The 12,939-nt window shown below is 63.6% G+C and carries 15 protein-coding genes; 12 read left to right on the plus strand and 3 right to left on the minus strand.

Going from position 1 to position 12,939, the window contains the following annotated elements:
- The first annotated feature begins 99 nt into the window (after positions 1 to 99).
- From AC4FWB_RS17685 to AC4FWB_RS17720, 8 genes are all read left to right on the plus strand, one after another.
- The gene (locus tag AC4FWB_RS17685) at positions 100 to 1,113 is read left to right on the plus strand and encodes a DUF4424 domain-containing protein (protein WP_491027557.1); all 1,014 of its coding nucleotides are present in this window, start codon (positions 100 to 102) and stop codon (positions 1,111 to 1,113) included.
- Positions 1,113 to 1,631, plus strand: coding sequence for a dihydrofolate reductase (locus AC4FWB_RS17690; protein ID WP_491027558.1), 519 nt, complete (start codon positions 1,113 to 1,115; stop codon positions 1,629 to 1,631). The genes AC4FWB_RS17685 and AC4FWB_RS17690 overlap by 1 nt, the downstream gene beginning before the upstream one ends.
- Positions 1,632 to 1,879: 248 nt before the next feature.
- Positions 1,880 to 2,977 carry an FtsH protease activity modulator HflK gene (gene hflK, locus AC4FWB_RS17695; protein ID WP_491027559.1) on the plus strand — a complete coding sequence of 366 codons (1,098 nt, stop codon included), beginning with the start codon at positions 1,880 to 1,882 and terminating at the stop codon, positions 2,975 to 2,977.
- A complete protein-coding gene (hflC, locus tag AC4FWB_RS17700; protein WP_491027560.1) occupies positions 2,977 to 3,951 on the plus strand; it encodes a protease modulator HflC in 975 nt (324 codons plus the stop codon). Before hflK ends, hflC begins: the two co-directional genes overlap by 1 nt.
- A 4-nt stretch (positions 3,952 to 3,955) precedes the next feature.
- Positions 3,956 to 4,141, plus strand: a complete 186-nt coding sequence (locus tag AC4FWB_RS17705; RefSeq protein ID WP_491027561.1) for a DUF2065 domain-containing protein — start codon at positions 3,956 to 3,958, stop codon at positions 4,139 to 4,141.
- Positions 4,142 to 4,350: 209 nt separating this feature from the next.
- Positions 4,351 to 5,862, plus strand: a complete 1,512-nt coding sequence (locus AC4FWB_RS17710; RefSeq protein ID WP_491027562.1) for a DegQ family serine endoprotease — start codon at positions 4,351 to 4,353, stop codon at positions 5,860 to 5,862.
- 66 nt (positions 5,863 to 5,928) lie between these two features.
- Positions 5,929 to 6,342 carry a putative toxin-antitoxin system toxin component, PIN family gene (locus AC4FWB_RS17715; protein ID WP_491027563.1) on the plus strand — a complete coding sequence of 138 codons (414 nt, stop codon included), beginning with the start codon at positions 5,929 to 5,931 and terminating at the stop codon, positions 6,340 to 6,342.
- Positions 6,339 to 6,599, plus strand: coding sequence for a toxin-antitoxin system HicB family antitoxin (locus AC4FWB_RS17720; protein WP_491027564.1), 261 nt, complete (start codon positions 6,339 to 6,341; stop codon positions 6,597 to 6,599). Before AC4FWB_RS17715 ends, AC4FWB_RS17720 begins: the two co-directional genes overlap by 4 nt.
- Here AC4FWB_RS17720 and AC4FWB_RS17725 read toward each other — a convergent pair whose 3' ends face one another.
- Both AC4FWB_RS17725 and serB read right to left on the minus strand, forming a co-directional pair.
- Positions 6,600 to 7,163 (minus strand): GNAT family N-acetyltransferase, encoded by a 564-nt coding sequence (locus AC4FWB_RS17725; RefSeq protein WP_491027565.1) that lies wholly within the window; start codon positions 7,161 to 7,163, stop codon positions 6,600 to 6,602.
- Positions 7,160 to 8,047 (minus strand): phosphoserine phosphatase SerB, encoded by an 888-nt coding sequence (gene serB / locus AC4FWB_RS17730; RefSeq protein WP_491027566.1) that lies wholly within the window; start codon positions 8,045 to 8,047, stop codon positions 7,160 to 7,162. Before serB ends, AC4FWB_RS17725 begins: the two co-directional genes overlap by 4 nt.
- On the opposite strand from serB, the gene miaA reads away from it, so the two are divergent.
- Both miaA and AC4FWB_RS17740 read left to right on the plus strand, forming a co-directional pair.
- Positions 8,037 to 8,984, plus strand: coding sequence for a tRNA (adenosine(37)-N6)-dimethylallyltransferase MiaA (gene miaA / locus AC4FWB_RS17735; RefSeq protein ID WP_491027607.1), 948 nt, complete (start codon positions 8,037 to 8,039; stop codon positions 8,982 to 8,984). The genes serB and miaA overlap by 11 nt on opposite strands.
- Positions 8,985 to 9,106: 122 nt before the next feature.
- Entirely contained in the window at positions 9,107 to 9,898 is a 792-nt protein-coding gene (locus AC4FWB_RS17740; RefSeq protein ID WP_491027567.1) for a GGDEF domain-containing protein, read from the plus strand.
- Positions 9,899 to 10,065: 167 nt separating this feature from the next.
- Here AC4FWB_RS17740 and AC4FWB_RS17745 read toward each other — a convergent pair whose 3' ends face one another.
- Positions 10,066 to 11,895, minus strand: a complete 1,830-nt coding sequence (locus AC4FWB_RS17745) for an ATP-binding protein (protein WP_491027568.1) — start codon at positions 11,893 to 11,895, stop codon at positions 10,066 to 10,068.
- A 153-nt stretch (positions 11,896 to 12,048) separates the two neighbouring features.
- Here AC4FWB_RS17745 and AC4FWB_RS17750 point away from each other — a divergent pair, with 153 nt between their 5' ends.
- Both AC4FWB_RS17750 and AC4FWB_RS17755 read left to right on the plus strand, forming a co-directional pair.
- Positions 12,049 to 12,615, plus strand: a complete 567-nt coding sequence (locus AC4FWB_RS17750) for a helix-turn-helix domain-containing protein (protein WP_491027569.1) — start codon at positions 12,049 to 12,051, stop codon at positions 12,613 to 12,615.
- Between the two features lie 4 nt (positions 12,616 to 12,619).
- Positions 12,620 to 12,928 (plus strand): hypothetical protein, encoded by a 309-nt coding sequence (locus AC4FWB_RS17755; protein ID WP_491027570.1) that lies wholly within the window; start codon positions 12,620 to 12,622, stop codon positions 12,926 to 12,928.
- The last annotated feature ends 11 nt before the right edge of the window (positions 12,929 to 12,939 follow it).

The following is a 12,939-nucleotide window of genomic DNA, read 5'->3' on the forward strand; positions in this document are numbered from 1 at the left end:
ATGGGCATTCGCGCGCGAACGCAAAGGCTTTGAAACGCCACATTGAAACGGGTAGATGAGAGGACGGCTGGTCCGGTATTGCCGTCGAGAGGGGGATCCATGTTACGCACTATCCTCACCGCAGCGCTGGCATTGTTGGCCGCGCCTGCCTTCGCCAACGATTCCGTCGCCGAACTCGGCACCGGCGGGCTGATCCTGTCACGCAGCGACGCTGTCGCCATGGAAAGCGAGGACCTCTTCATCTCGCCTGAAAAGGTGACGGTCGACTATGTCTTCCGCAACAACACCGACAAGGACGTCAGCGCCATCGTTGCGTTCCCGATGCCCGACATCGAGGGCGATCCGAACGAGATGCCGGCGATCCCGGAAGCGCAGAGCGACAATTTCCTCGGTTTCGAGGTGACGATCGACGGCGTCGACGCGAAGCCGCAGCTCGAGCAGAAGGCGTTCGCGCTGGGCATCGATATCACCGCCGACCTTAAGGCGCAGAACGTGCCGCTCTATCCGTTCGGCGACGCCGCCAAGGCGGCGCTTGCGAAGCTGCCCAAGGCCGTTGGCGAGGATTGGGAGAACCGAGGCATCATCATCGAGGACACCGCCGATGACGGCTCGGGCATGCAAACCGCCTACGCGCCGTTCTGGCAATTGCGCTCGACCTATTGGTGGCGCTCGACCTTCCCGGCCAACAAGGCGGTCCATGTCTCGCACCGCTACAAGCCGAGCGTCGGCGGCACGTCTTCGGTCAGCTTCTATTATGAAGGCAAGTTCCAGGGGCAATACGGCACCTACAAGACCCGCTACTGCATGGACGACGCGTTCGAGAACGCGGTGCGCAAGGCGGCGAAGGAAAATCCCGACGGTTATCCGAAATATTTCGAAAGCCGCATCGCTTATATCCTGACCACGGGCGGCAACTGGGCGTCGGGCAGTATCGGCAATTTCAAGCTCACCATCGACAAGGGCAGTGCCAAAAATCTGGTTTCCTTCTGTGGCGACAATGTCCGCAAGGTCGCCCCGACGACGTTCGAGATGACGGCCAAGGACTTTTATCCCGAGCACGACATCGACATCCTGCTGCTCGAGCCGTCGGACAATGGCGGGAACGGCGGCTGATGGACATCGCGATTTACGTTGCCATCGCCGAGAACGGCGTGATCGGACGCGAAGGCGGACTGCCTTGGCGGCTTTCCAGCGACCTCAAGCGCTTCAAGGCCGACACGATGGGCAAGCCGATCATCATGGGCCGCAAGACCTATGAGGGCATCGGCCGGCCGCTGCCCGGCAGGCTGAACATCGTGGTGACGCGAGACAAGACCTGGCGCGCCGACGGCATCGAGGTGGCGCATTCGCTCGACGAAGCGATCACGCTGGCCAAGGTGCGCGGCCGCTGCATGGCGGGCGCCGAGGAGGTCTGCGTGGTCGGCGGTGGCGAGATCTACGCCCAGGCCTTGCCGCTTGCCGACCGCCTCCATATCACGCATGTGCTGGCCAAAGTCGATGGCGACGCTCATTTCCCGCCGATCGATCCGGCTATCTGGCGGATCGTCCGTTCCGAGGATTTTCCGGCAGGCGAAAAGGACAGCCACGAGACGCGCTATACCGTCTACGAGCGACGGGGCGACGGTCGGTGACCACGACAAAGGGTCGCTGCCGGGCCAAATCGGACGACGCGGGCGGCAGGCCGCGTTGAAAGCGCGTCACGGCGTCCCTATAGAAGAACGACATATTACAGCGCCGCGCGTCTAACCGGATGCGCAAAAGGCCGCTGTAAAACTTTGATTTGGCGCGTGATTCCTTTCCGAAAACCGGTACCGGTTTTCGGGGTCATGCGCTAGGATCGCGCCGCAAGGCCTGAGGGAACCGAAGCGAAAGGACATTCATGCCCTGGAACGACAAGAGCGGTGGCGGCGGCCCATGGGGCGGCGGCGGCAATCAGGGACCCTGGGGCCAGGGACCGAGGGGGCCGAGTGGCCCGCAGGGGTCGCCTCCCGACCTAGAAGACATCATCCGCCGCGGCCAGGACAGGTTGCGGCGTGCTCTTCCGGGAGGCGGCGGCACCAGTCCGGCGGTCTTAGGGCTGATCGCGCTGGCGCTCGTCGTGCTTTGGGCCTTCAAGGCGATCTACACCGTGCAGCCTGACGAAGTCGCTGTCGAACTGCGCTTCGGCAAGCCGAAAGAGGAGCTCTCGCAGCCCGGCCTGCATTTCCACTGGTGGCCGATCGAAACGGTCGAGACGGCCAAGATCTCCGAGCAACTCGTCAGCATTGGTGGCGGATCGAGCAGCGGTTCCGGACTGATGCTCTCCGGCGACCAGAACATCGTCAATGTGCAGTTTTCGGTCGCCTATCAGGTTTCCGATCCAAGGGCCTATCTGTTCGATGTCTCCGATCCCGACGGCATGCTGACGCAGGTGGCCGAAAGCGCCATGCGCGAAGTCGTCGGCCGGCGCCCGGCGCAGGATATTTTCCGCGACGATCGCCAGGGTATCGCCACTTCGGTGCGTGAGATCGTCCAGAACACGCTCGATGGCTACAAGACCGGTCTGCAAGTCAATGCGATCTCCATCGAGGACGCAGCACCGCCGCGCGAGGTCGCCGACGCCTTCGACGAGGTGCAGCGGGCCGAGCAGGACGAGGACAAGTTCGTCGAGCAGGCCAACCAATATTCCAACCAGAAGCTCGGCCAGGCGCGCGGCGCGGCGGCTCAGGTCCGCGAGGACGCGGCCGCCTACAAGAACCGGGTCGTGCAGGAAGCCGAAGGTGAAGCGCAGCGCTTCATCTCCGTCTACAACGAATACGCCAAGGCGCCCGACGTGACGCGCAAGCGCCTTTACCTGGAAACGATGGAGAGGATCCTGAAGGACTCGAACAAGGTCGTCGTCGAGCAAGGAAACGGGCAGGGCGTGCTTCCCTATCTGCCGCTGCCGGCACTGCAGCCGAAGGCGCCGCCGGCGCCGGCGCTGGGAGGTAACCAGTGATGGCCAATCGTCTTCCCATCATCGCCGTCATCGCGGCCGTCCTTCTGTTCCTGCTCTATTCGTCGGTGTTCGTCGTCAAGGCGGGCGAGCAGGCCATCGTGCTGAGATTCGGCGAGATCATCGACGTCAAGACCGAGCCGGGCATCTACTTCAAGGCGCCATTCGCCTTCTTCGATGCCGACAGCGTTCAGACGATCGAGAAAAAGGTGATGCGCTTCGATCTCGACAACATCCGCGTCCAGGTCTCCGGCGGCAAGTTCTACGAGGTCGACGCCTTCATCGCCTATCGCATTTCGGATCCGCGGACCTTCCGCGCGGCCGTGTCGGGCCAGGTGGAACTCGCCGAAGCGCGGCTGAAGACGCGCCTCGATGCAGCGCTGCGCCGCGTTTACGGTCTGCGCGACTTCGAGGCGGCGCTTTCCGAAGAACGTGGCGTCATGATGCGCGAGGTGCGCGACCAACTGCGTCCGGATGCGACATCGCTCGGCCTCGACATCGAGGATGTGCGCATTCGCCGGACGGATCTGACCGCGGAAGTCTCACAGCAGACCTATGACCGCATGAAGGCCGAACGCCTGGCGGAAGCCGAGCGGCTGAGGGCGCGCGGCAACGAGGCGGCGCAGCGCATCAGGGCCAGGGCCGACCGCGAGGTCGTCGAGATCATTGCCGAGGCGCAGAAGGAGTCGGAAATCCTGCGCGGTGAAGGCGAGGCGCAACGCAGCGCCACCTTCGCTGACGCCTACAAGAGGGACCCGGCCTTCTTCGATTTCTATCGCTCGATGAATGCTTACGGCACGGCGTTGGACAACACCGGAACCACCATGGTGTTGTCGCCCGAGTCCGAGTTCTTCCGCTACTTCCGCGACCCGGACAGCAAGCCTGTGCCAGGGCAACCGGCTGGGCAACAGTCGGCACCTGCCGCGCCTGCGACGGCACCTGCCGCGTCTGCGACGCAACCCGGCACCGCCCAGTAGGGCGGTGCAGGATTTTCTCGCGGCAATCGGCCTGGTCCTCGTCATCGAGGGCCTGGTCTATGGCGGGTTTCCGGCTCTGGCCCGGAAACTCGCGACGGAAGTGCTGTCGATGCCGGAAAATGTGCTGCGGATCGGCGGTTTGGTTGCAATCGGCGTCGGCGTCGGCATCGTCTGGCTGGTCCGCGGCTAGTTGTTTGTTTTTACGCAATTCCGGACGGAAAACCGCTACGCACTTTTCCTGGAATTGCTCGAATGAAAATTCCTTGGTGCGGCGGCGATTGACGATTTATCTTCCGCCGATAGCTATAGCCGCAAACGTGCCTTATTTCTTGCCAACATGAGTTGGACAGGCGCCTTCGCGGAAGCGCTTTTCATGTTCAGAAACACCGGGAGGCCACGATGATATCCGACACCCTGTTGCGCGCGGCGCGGCGCACGCTTTTCGCCGGCGCCACCGCATTCGTCGTCGGCGTAATTGCCGTCCCGTCTTTCGTTACGCCGACGATAGCCTCCGATGGGCCGCCGTCCGTCGCCGATCTCGCCGAACGCCTGCTCGGCGCGGTGGTCAACATCTCGACCTCGCAGACGGTGAAAGGCACCGAAGGGCCGGGCGCGGTGCCGATGCCGCAGCTTCCCGAAGGCTCGCCCTTCCAGGACTTTTTCGACGACTTCTTCAAGAACCGCGGCGGCGACAAGGGCACTGCGCAGAAGGTGCAATCGCTTGGCTCCGGCTTCGTCATCGACGCCGAGCAGGGCATCGTGGTGACCAACAACCATGTCATCGCCGACGCCGACGACATCGAGGTGAATTTCTCCGACGGCGTGACGCTGAAGGCGACGCTCGTCGGCACCGATACCAAGACCGACGTCGCTGTGCTGAAGGTCGACCCGAAGGGTCACAAATTGACGGCCGTGAAGTTCGGCGATTCCACCAAGATGCGCGTCGGCGACTGGGTGATGGCGATCGGCAACCCGTTCGGTCTCGGCGGCTCGGTGACGGTCGGCATCATCTCGGCGCGCAACCGCGACATCAACTCCGGCCCCTATGACGATTTCATCCAGACCGACGCCGCCATCAATCGCGGCAATTCCGGCGGCCCGCTGTTCAACAGCGACGGCGAGGTCATCGGCATCAACACGGCGATCATCTCGCCGTCGGGCGGCTCGATCGGCATCGGCTTCTCCATCCCCGCGCAGCTTGCGGCTGGCGTGGTCGACCAGCTTCGCCAGTATGGCGAGACGCGGCGCGGCTGGCTTGGCGTGCGCATACAGCCGGTGACGGACGACATCGCCGAGAGCCTCGGCATGGCGACCGCCAAGGGCGCGCTGGTGGCCGGCGTGATCAAGGGCGGTCCGGTCGACAACGGCTCGGTGCAGGCAGGCGACGTCATCATCAAGTTCGACGGCAAGGACATCCACGAAATGCGCGACCTGCCGCGTGTCGTCGCGGAAAGCCCAGTCGGCAAGGCAGTCGACGTCGTGATCGTACGCAAGGGCGTCGAGCAGACGGTGAAGGTGACGCTCGGCCGGCTCGAGGACGGCGAGAAGCTTGCCAGCGGCGAAAACGGCAATACCGACCAGGACAAAGGCGACAAGGCGCCTCCGATGTCCACGGCCTCCGTGCTCGGCATGACCGTCGGCGAGCTCAACGACCAGACCAGGCAGAAGTTCGGCATCGCGGCCGATGTGTCGGGCGTGGTCATCACCGACGTCGCCAAGGATTCGGCGGCTGCCGAGCGCGGCATCCAGCCGGGCGAGGTGATCACCGAGATCGCGCAGGAATCGGTCGGCACGCCGAAGGACGTCATGGACCGGATCGGCGCGCTGAAGGAGCAGGGCCGCAAGAACGCGCTGCTGATGTTGGCCTCGAAGACCGGCGAGTTGCGTTTCGTGACGATCCGGATGGACTGAGTCCAGCGCCTTACAGGCCGTTGAAACATCCTATGGGATGTACTATTTTGGCTTGTGAAGCGAATAGTGCTGGATACAAACGTTTTGACAGCTGGCCTGCGAAGCAGGAATGGCGCGTCGTTTGCAGTCTTGCGGCTGATTGCTGACAGGCAACTTCGTCCACTGGTGACGACAGCGCTGTTTCTCGAATATGAAGCCGTGCTGGCTCGCCCTGAGCAGATGGTTGTTCATGGGTTGTCTGCCGTGGAACTGGACCGCCTGCTGGCTGGTCTTGCCGCCTTGGCTGAGCCCGTTGAGCCGTATTTTCTCTGGCGTCCCCAGTTGGCTGATCCGAAGGACGAAATGGTGTTGGAGACTGCCGTAAATGGCAGAGCGGATGCGTTGGTCACCTACAACCGCCGAGATTTCTCCGTTGCAGCTGGTCGCTTCGATGTCCCGGTCGTCAGCCCGATGGAGTTGTTGAAAGGATTTCAAACATGAGCAAAGCAACTTATCCGTTGAAGCTGCCTCAGTCAGTCAAAGAAGCGGCAGCGCGCCTGGCAAAGGCGGACGGTGTCTCACTCAACCAATGGATTGCCTCGGCGGTTGCCCAAAAGGTCGGGGCCATGGAAACCGCTGCTGATTTCTTGCGCCAGCGCGCAGGGGACGCATCGGGTGAGGATTTTGCAAGAATTCTTGATCGGGTCGCCGCCGGTCCGCCGCAGGCAGGTGACGAGCGGCCTTCCGAGAGACGCTGATCAGCGTTGTCGCACCTGCCAGTCATCGCGCGACAGCCTGTACAGCACATGCCGCTTGAGATGCGGGTGACTGTCCGGAACAGCCGGATGATCGAAGTTTCGGGCCGAATCGGCGCGCATGCCGAGCCGCTTCATGACGGCAATGGAGCGGTGGTTTTCAGCGACGGCAAAGGAGACGATCTCGTCCAGCTCAAGCGTTTCGAAACCGTAGGCCAGCCAGGCTTCCGCCGCTTCGGTGACATAGCCCTTGCCCCAGAATTCAGGCGCCAGCCGCCAGCCGATTTCGATCGTGCCGGCCGGCAGGACGTCCACATCCTCCGTTCCGGTTATCCCGACGAAGCCGATGCACTCGCCGGTGGCGGAAATCTCGGCCGCGGCGAAGCCATAGCCATCCGCGTCGATCCAGGCGCGGACCTCGTCCATCTTGGCGTCAGCCGCGGCGCGGTCGCGGCGGAATGGAAAGAACTCCATCACGCGATCGTCGGAGTTGATGCGGTGGAAGAGATCGCGGTCGCGCTCTTCCCAGTTGCGCAGGATGAGGCGCTCGGTGCGGATCGGCCTCACTGCACGAATTCCTCCTGGCGATAGCCTTGGAGGTAGAGCAGCGCTGTCAGGTCGCCATGATCGATGCGGAACCCTGCCTGTTCCGCCACGATCGGCTTGGCGTGAAGCGCCACTCCGGTGCCGGCAAGGCGGATCATGTCAAGGTCGTTGGCGCCGTCGCCGACGGCAATCGCGTCGGCCGTCGCCAGGCCTAGCTTTGTCGTAATGTCGAGCAGCGCTTCGGCCTTCGCGGCGCGGCCAAGGATCGGCTCGGCCACCGTGCCGGTGAACTTGCCGTCTTCCTCGATCAGCCGGTTGGCGCGGTTTTCCTGGAAGCCGAGCAGTGCGGCGATGCGGCTGGTGAAGACGTCGAAGCCGCCGGAGACGAGCGCGGTCCAGGCGCCGTTGGCGCGCATCGTCCGCACCAGCGCGCGGCCGCCGGCGGCCAGCGTCAGCCGGTTGGCGACGATGCGGTCGACCACCGCCGTGTCCAAGCCTTTCAGCAAAGCGACGCGTTCGCGCAGGGCGGGCTCGAAGGCGATCTCGCCATTCATCGACCGCGCCGTGATCGCAGCGACGTGTTGCTTCACGCCGATTTCGTCGGCGAGCTCGTCGATGCATTCCTGGTCGATCATGGTCGAATCCATATCGGCAAGCAGGATCTTCTTCCTCCTGCCCTCGGCCGGCTGGACGATGATGTCGACCGGCTCGGAAGCCAGTGCCGCGCGAAGATCGGCCGTCAATTTGCCGACATCCGGCGTCTCCGGCAAAACCAGATCGCAGGCGATGCCTTCGGCCAGCCAGTGAACGGCGCTTGCGCCAGCCACCCGTGAGGCCATATTCGCAAGCGAGACCGGCACAGCGCGGTCTTCAGGACGGGATACAAGCGTGGCGATCAGCGGCATCGAAAATTCCGGCAGACAGGCGGGCGAAGGCCGCGTCAAAAACGCGATCCTGATAGCCGGGCCGACCGCCATCGGCAAGTCGGCACTGGCGCTCGATCTTGCGGAACGCCAGGGCGGCATCATCGTCAACACCGATTCCATGCAAGGCTATTCGGTGCTCGACGTTCTGACGGCGCGCCCAAGCGCCGATGACATGGCGCGTGTGCCGCACTTCCTCTACGGTCATGTGCCTCCTTCGACAGCCTACTCCACCGGCGCCTGGCTGCGCGACGTTACCGGGCTGATCGAGCAAGGCGTTTTGTCCGGGCGACCGGCCGTCTTCGTCGGGGGCACGGGGCTCTATTTCCGCGCTTTAGCTGAAGGCATCTCGGAGATGCCCGACATCCCGCCATCGGTGCGCGAGCGCTGGCGCTATGAGCTCAAGGAACAAGGGGCCGAACGGCTGCATCGCATTCTGATGCGCGAGGATTCGGCTGTCGCCATGCAGCTCAGGCCGACCGACGGCCAACGCATCGTGCGGGCGCTCGAGGTGCTCGACGCGTCGGGACGGTCGATCCTTGATTGGCAGGCAGCGCGCGGCCAACCGCTTATCGACCGCGGCAGCGCGCGCTTCCTGGTGATCGAGCCGGATCGCGGCGAACTCGTCGCGCGCATCGAGGCGCGATTCGACCAGATGCTCGACAAAGGCGCACTGGACGAGGTCAGGCAATTGATGGCGCTCGACCTTGCTCCGGACCTGCCGGCGATGAAGGCGATCGGGGTTCGGGAGCTGCAGGCCGCTCTGGCCGGACAAATGAGCTTCCCTGAAGCGATCGAGCGCGCCAAGGCCGCCACGCGCCAATATGCCAAGCGCCAGGCGACATGGTTCAGACATCAATTGGGACCGGAGTGGCAAAGGCTCCACGCGGCCAGGGATCCCGCAATCCCGGACCGATAGATTGCGATCTCAATCAGAGGCTTAAAGAAACAAACGCAGTTTCCCGCCTCGGTTGTCCTGGTTAACCGTCCGTAAGGTCGGGCATGCGATAACGACTGTGGGTCGCAGTGCCGCGGGGAGTTATGCGTTTTCACAAGGCGGAATCCGCATTCTTTGTCTTTATTTTCGTGATCCTGGCCGCGGGCCTGGTGACCTTCCACGCCTATGGCCAATTGCAGGACATCGCGACCGATCTCGACACCGCGTCGCGCCTCCAAAGGATCATCTATCTCAACAAATTGCTGTTCCTGACCGGTGCGCTGCTCGCTGCCGCCTTGTTCTTCGGGACTTTCTTCATCTACCCGCTGATCCGTGGCCAGGTGAGGGAAGAAGGCAAGCTGCGCGCCATGACGGTATCGCTGAGCGCCCGCTCGCAAACGCTCGAGCAGGCGGCTCTCACCGACGGCCTGACCGGCATGCAGAACCGCCGCTACTTCGACGACGCGCTGCGGGAATATCTCGATGAGTTCGGCCGCATCGACAAGCCGGTGGGGCTGATGATCCTCGACCTCGATCATTTCAAGCAGGTCAACGACACACATGGCCACGATGTCGGCGATGAGGTCCTGCGGGCCGTCGCACAATGCGTGCGGGGCATGACGCGCTATCACGACGTGGTGGCGCGGCTTGGCGGCGAGGAGTTTGCCGTGGTCACGCCCAACATGGACGCGGAGCTGCTCGCCCGGTTCGCCGAGCGCATCCGCAAGGCGATCGCCAACATGTCGATCCTGTCGGGCAATGTGCGGCTGAAGGTGACCACCAGCGTCGGCCTGGCCGTCTGGGACCGCCAGGAGAGCGCCGAGGATTTCTATCGCCGCGCCGACCGCCAGCTCTACGAGGCGAAGAAGCAAGGCCGCAACCGCGTCTGCGCCTAAAATTCCGAAGATGAATTCATGAGGCCGGTCGCCTGACGCGGCTTTCTCAACTTCCGGTGCTCACGGACTGAATGTCCGCTCCGCTCCGGCTTTTCGAAAGCCACGCCATTCGATCCGGCCTGATGAATTCCCTTTCGGAATTTGGCAGTGCCTTCGCCGTCGGTCGATTAGTCGTTCTGCTGGCGCATGCCGAAGGTCGAGGGCTTCAGGCCGTAGCGCAGGTCGAAATCGTCGTCCGGCTGCACGCGCGGCGCGGGCGGCTTGCGGTAGTCGGGATCGCCGGCCTGGCGGCCGGCATCGACCACCTCGGCGAAGGCCATGGCCTGCTGCGGTTTCGGCACGTTGCGCAGCCGCTCGACGATGCCGGCGAGGTCGACATCGTCGCCGGCTTCCGCGGGCAGGGTCTGCTCGCGCTTGGCCGTTCCCGGGATGAATTCCTGGGACAATTTCTCGAATTTGAGCCGCATGGTCGTCGCCACGCCTTCACCGAAAGCGATCGCCTCGCGCTGGCCCATGGAAGACAGGAAAGCGAGCGTCGAGGCCGAGGAATCGGCGATCGCCGAGCGGATGATCGCCTGGTCCTGCTCGTTGGCGAGCCGCATCGCGAAGAAGGTCGAGCATTGCGACAGGATGGTCGGATCGAGCTCGCCCGGACGCTGGGTGACAACGCCGAGATAGCAGCCATATTTGCGGCCTTCCTTGGCGATGCGCGACAGAGCGTGCCTGGTCGGCGCGAAGCCGAGGCGCGGATCGGCGGGCATGTAGCGGTGCGCTTCCTCGCACAGCAAAAGCAGCCGCAGCCGGCCCTCGCTCCAGAGCGCAAGGTCGAAGGCGAGACGCGCCAGCACCGAGCAGACCGAATTGACGACCTCTGAGGGCATGCCCGCCATCTCGAAACAGGTCACCGGACGCCCGTGGTTGGGCACGCGGAAGATGTTGCCGATCGTCTCGTGGATGGTGTCCTCGATCAGCCGTGAATTGAACATGAAGCGGTAGCGCGGGTCGGAGGCAGCCGACTCGATCCGCGTCCTCAACGACTTCAGGGTGGGCCGGTCATTCTTGCTTTCCAGGAGACCCATGCGCTCGTCGATCTGCTTGAGGAGATCGGCGATGCGGTAAGGCACCGGCGTGTCCGCCGTCAGCGCGTCGCTGCCGCGCCTGATGTAGCTGCCCGAACTGGGGTTGCGATAGAGGTTCTTGGCGGCCGGGATAAGGTCGCGCAGGACGTCGACTTCCTCCGGCACGGTCTCGCGCCCGCGAAACAGAACTTCGGCGAATTCCTCCAGCCTGAACATCCAGAACGGCAGGTCGAGCGTCTTGGAATCGACCTTCACGCAATATTCCGGAAGCGAGGCGGCAAACTCATTATGCGGATCGAGGATCAGCACGCGCAGATCGGGCCGCGCCTCGATCGACTTGCGCAAAAGCAGCGAGACGGCGGTGGACTTGCCGACGCCGGTCGTGCCGACAATGGCGAAATGGCGCGCCAGGGTGTCGTCGATGGCGATGTTGGCATCGATCGCCTCGTCCTGGGACAGCGTGCCGATGGTGATCGAGTGGCGGCCGGCGAGATCGTAAACGGCCTGCAGGTCACGGCTGCGGATGCGGTGGGCAATGGCGCCGATATGCGGATAGGTGGTGATGCCGCGGTCGAAAACCGGCTTGGCGCCAGGCTCGGCGCCGTCGCGCACCTCGCCGATCAGTTCGATGCTGACCTCGATTGCGTTCTGGCCCTCGTTGCTCCAGGCGCGGTCAGACTTGCCGATCGCGTAGACGAGACCAACCGTGCGCGTCGAACCGAGGTTGATCGAGATCATCTTGCCGACGGTCCACAGGCCGGTCACCGTGCCTTCGGCATCCTCGGCATAGGCGCTGATGGTGGCGCGCGCGCCGTCGCACTGCACGACGTTGCCCAGAATGCGCTTGTCGTTTTGTTGGATGTTGCGGCGCTCCTGCGAGGTCGGTTCCCCAACGGAGGCTTCGCGTTCAACAAACATCGGTGACTCTCGTCCCATTCCCCTGAGCGTCTTCCCTATCGGATTGGAGTTAAAGTCGCGTGAGGTCGGATGGTGTAGAGGCTGTTAAGCCGGCCGCGAAAATTCGATTGAAAAGCCTCTTTCGCTGCTGTGCAATTTCGATATATTGAACGAATGGATGACATATCGAACGACATCACATCAACGATCGGCAGACGGATACGCTCCGAGCGGGATTTGCGGGGATGGTCGCTGGCTGAGCTGGCCGAGCGTTCCGTTGTTTCCAAGGCGATGCTGAGCGCCATGGAGCGCGGCATGACAAGCCCGACCGCGGCGCTTTTGGTGCGCGTTGCGTCCGCTTTCGGCATGACGCTGTCGACGCTGATTGCCCGCGCCGAAATGCAGGGCGGCGGCGTCTCCCGCAAGGACGAGCAGCCGGTCTGGCGCGATCCCGCCACCGGCTATGTCAGGCGGCACCTGTCGCCGGCCTCGCAAATGCCGCTCGAGCTGATCCGGGTCAGCCTGCCGGCAGGCGCCAAGGTCAACTTCCCGGCAGCGTCCTATGCCTTCATCAAGCAGCAGATCTGGCTGATCGGCGGCCGCCTCGACTTCACCGAAGGCGATGTCGTGCACAGGCTGGAGCCTGGCGACTGTCTGGCGCTCGGCGCTCCGTCGGACTGCATCTTCCATGCTCCCGGGCCGGAAGCCGCCGAGTATCTGGTGGCGCTGGTCAGGGGCTGATCGCATGGCGCGCCGGCTGACACGCTCGCACAATGGCGGGCCGCCGATCGACGATTATGAGGGCCCGCCCTGGGGCAAGGGCGACGCCTACATCTTCCTTGCCTGGCGCGAAGCCCACGACAAAGCCTGGAAGGCGCAGAACCAGACCATCATGCTGATGCGGCTGGAGCGGGCCGAGCGGCTTGGGCTCACCTATGAGGAGTACACGCTCGAGATCCTGGAGCGCGGGCGATACCTCAGCGAGCACGACGCCGAGCGCATCGCAGAAATCCGCCGGGCGCGCCGCCGAAGACGGACCAGTCATTTCGAATGACCGCGGCTCGA

This window comes from Mesorhizobium sp. LEGMi-168a, assembly GCF_058312955.1.

Coding starts and splice junctions, on each gene's coding strand:
- AC4FWB_RS17745 (WP_491027568.1), bottom strand. CDS start 11,895: ATGTTTGTTGAACGCGAAGCCTCCGTTGGGGAACCGACCTCGCAGGAG.
- hflC (WP_491027560.1), top strand. CDS start 2,977: ATGGCCAATCGTCTTCCCATCATCGCCGTCATCGCGGCCGTCCTTCTG.
- AC4FWB_RS17710 (WP_491027562.1), top strand. CDS start 4,351: ATGATATCCGACACCCTGTTGCGCGCGGCGCGGCGCACGCTTTTCGCC.
- serB (WP_491027566.1), bottom strand. CDS start 8,047: ATGCCGCTGATCGCCACGCTTGTATCCCGTCCTGAAGACCGCGCTGTG.
- AC4FWB_RS17755 (WP_491027570.1), top strand. CDS start 12,620: ATGGCGCGCCGGCTGACACGCTCGCACAATGGCGGGCCGCCGATCGAC.
- AC4FWB_RS17750 (WP_491027569.1), top strand. CDS start 12,049: ATGGATGACATATCGAACGACATCACATCAACGATCGGCAGACGGATA.
- AC4FWB_RS17740 (WP_491027567.1), top strand. CDS start 9,107: ATGCGTTTTCACAAGGCGGAATCCGCATTCTTTGTCTTTATTTTCGTG.
- AC4FWB_RS17720 (WP_491027564.1), top strand. CDS start 6,339: ATGAGCAAAGCAACTTATCCGTTGAAGCTGCCTCAGTCAGTCAAAGAA.
- AC4FWB_RS17690 (WP_491027558.1), top strand. CDS start 1,113: ATGGACATCGCGATTTACGTTGCCATCGCCGAGAACGGCGTGATCGGA.
- hflK (WP_491027559.1), top strand. CDS start 1,880: ATGCCCTGGAACGACAAGAGCGGTGGCGGCGGCCCATGGGGCGGCGGC.
- AC4FWB_RS17685 (WP_491027557.1), top strand. CDS start 100: ATGTTACGCACTATCCTCACCGCAGCGCTGGCATTGTTGGCCGCGCCT.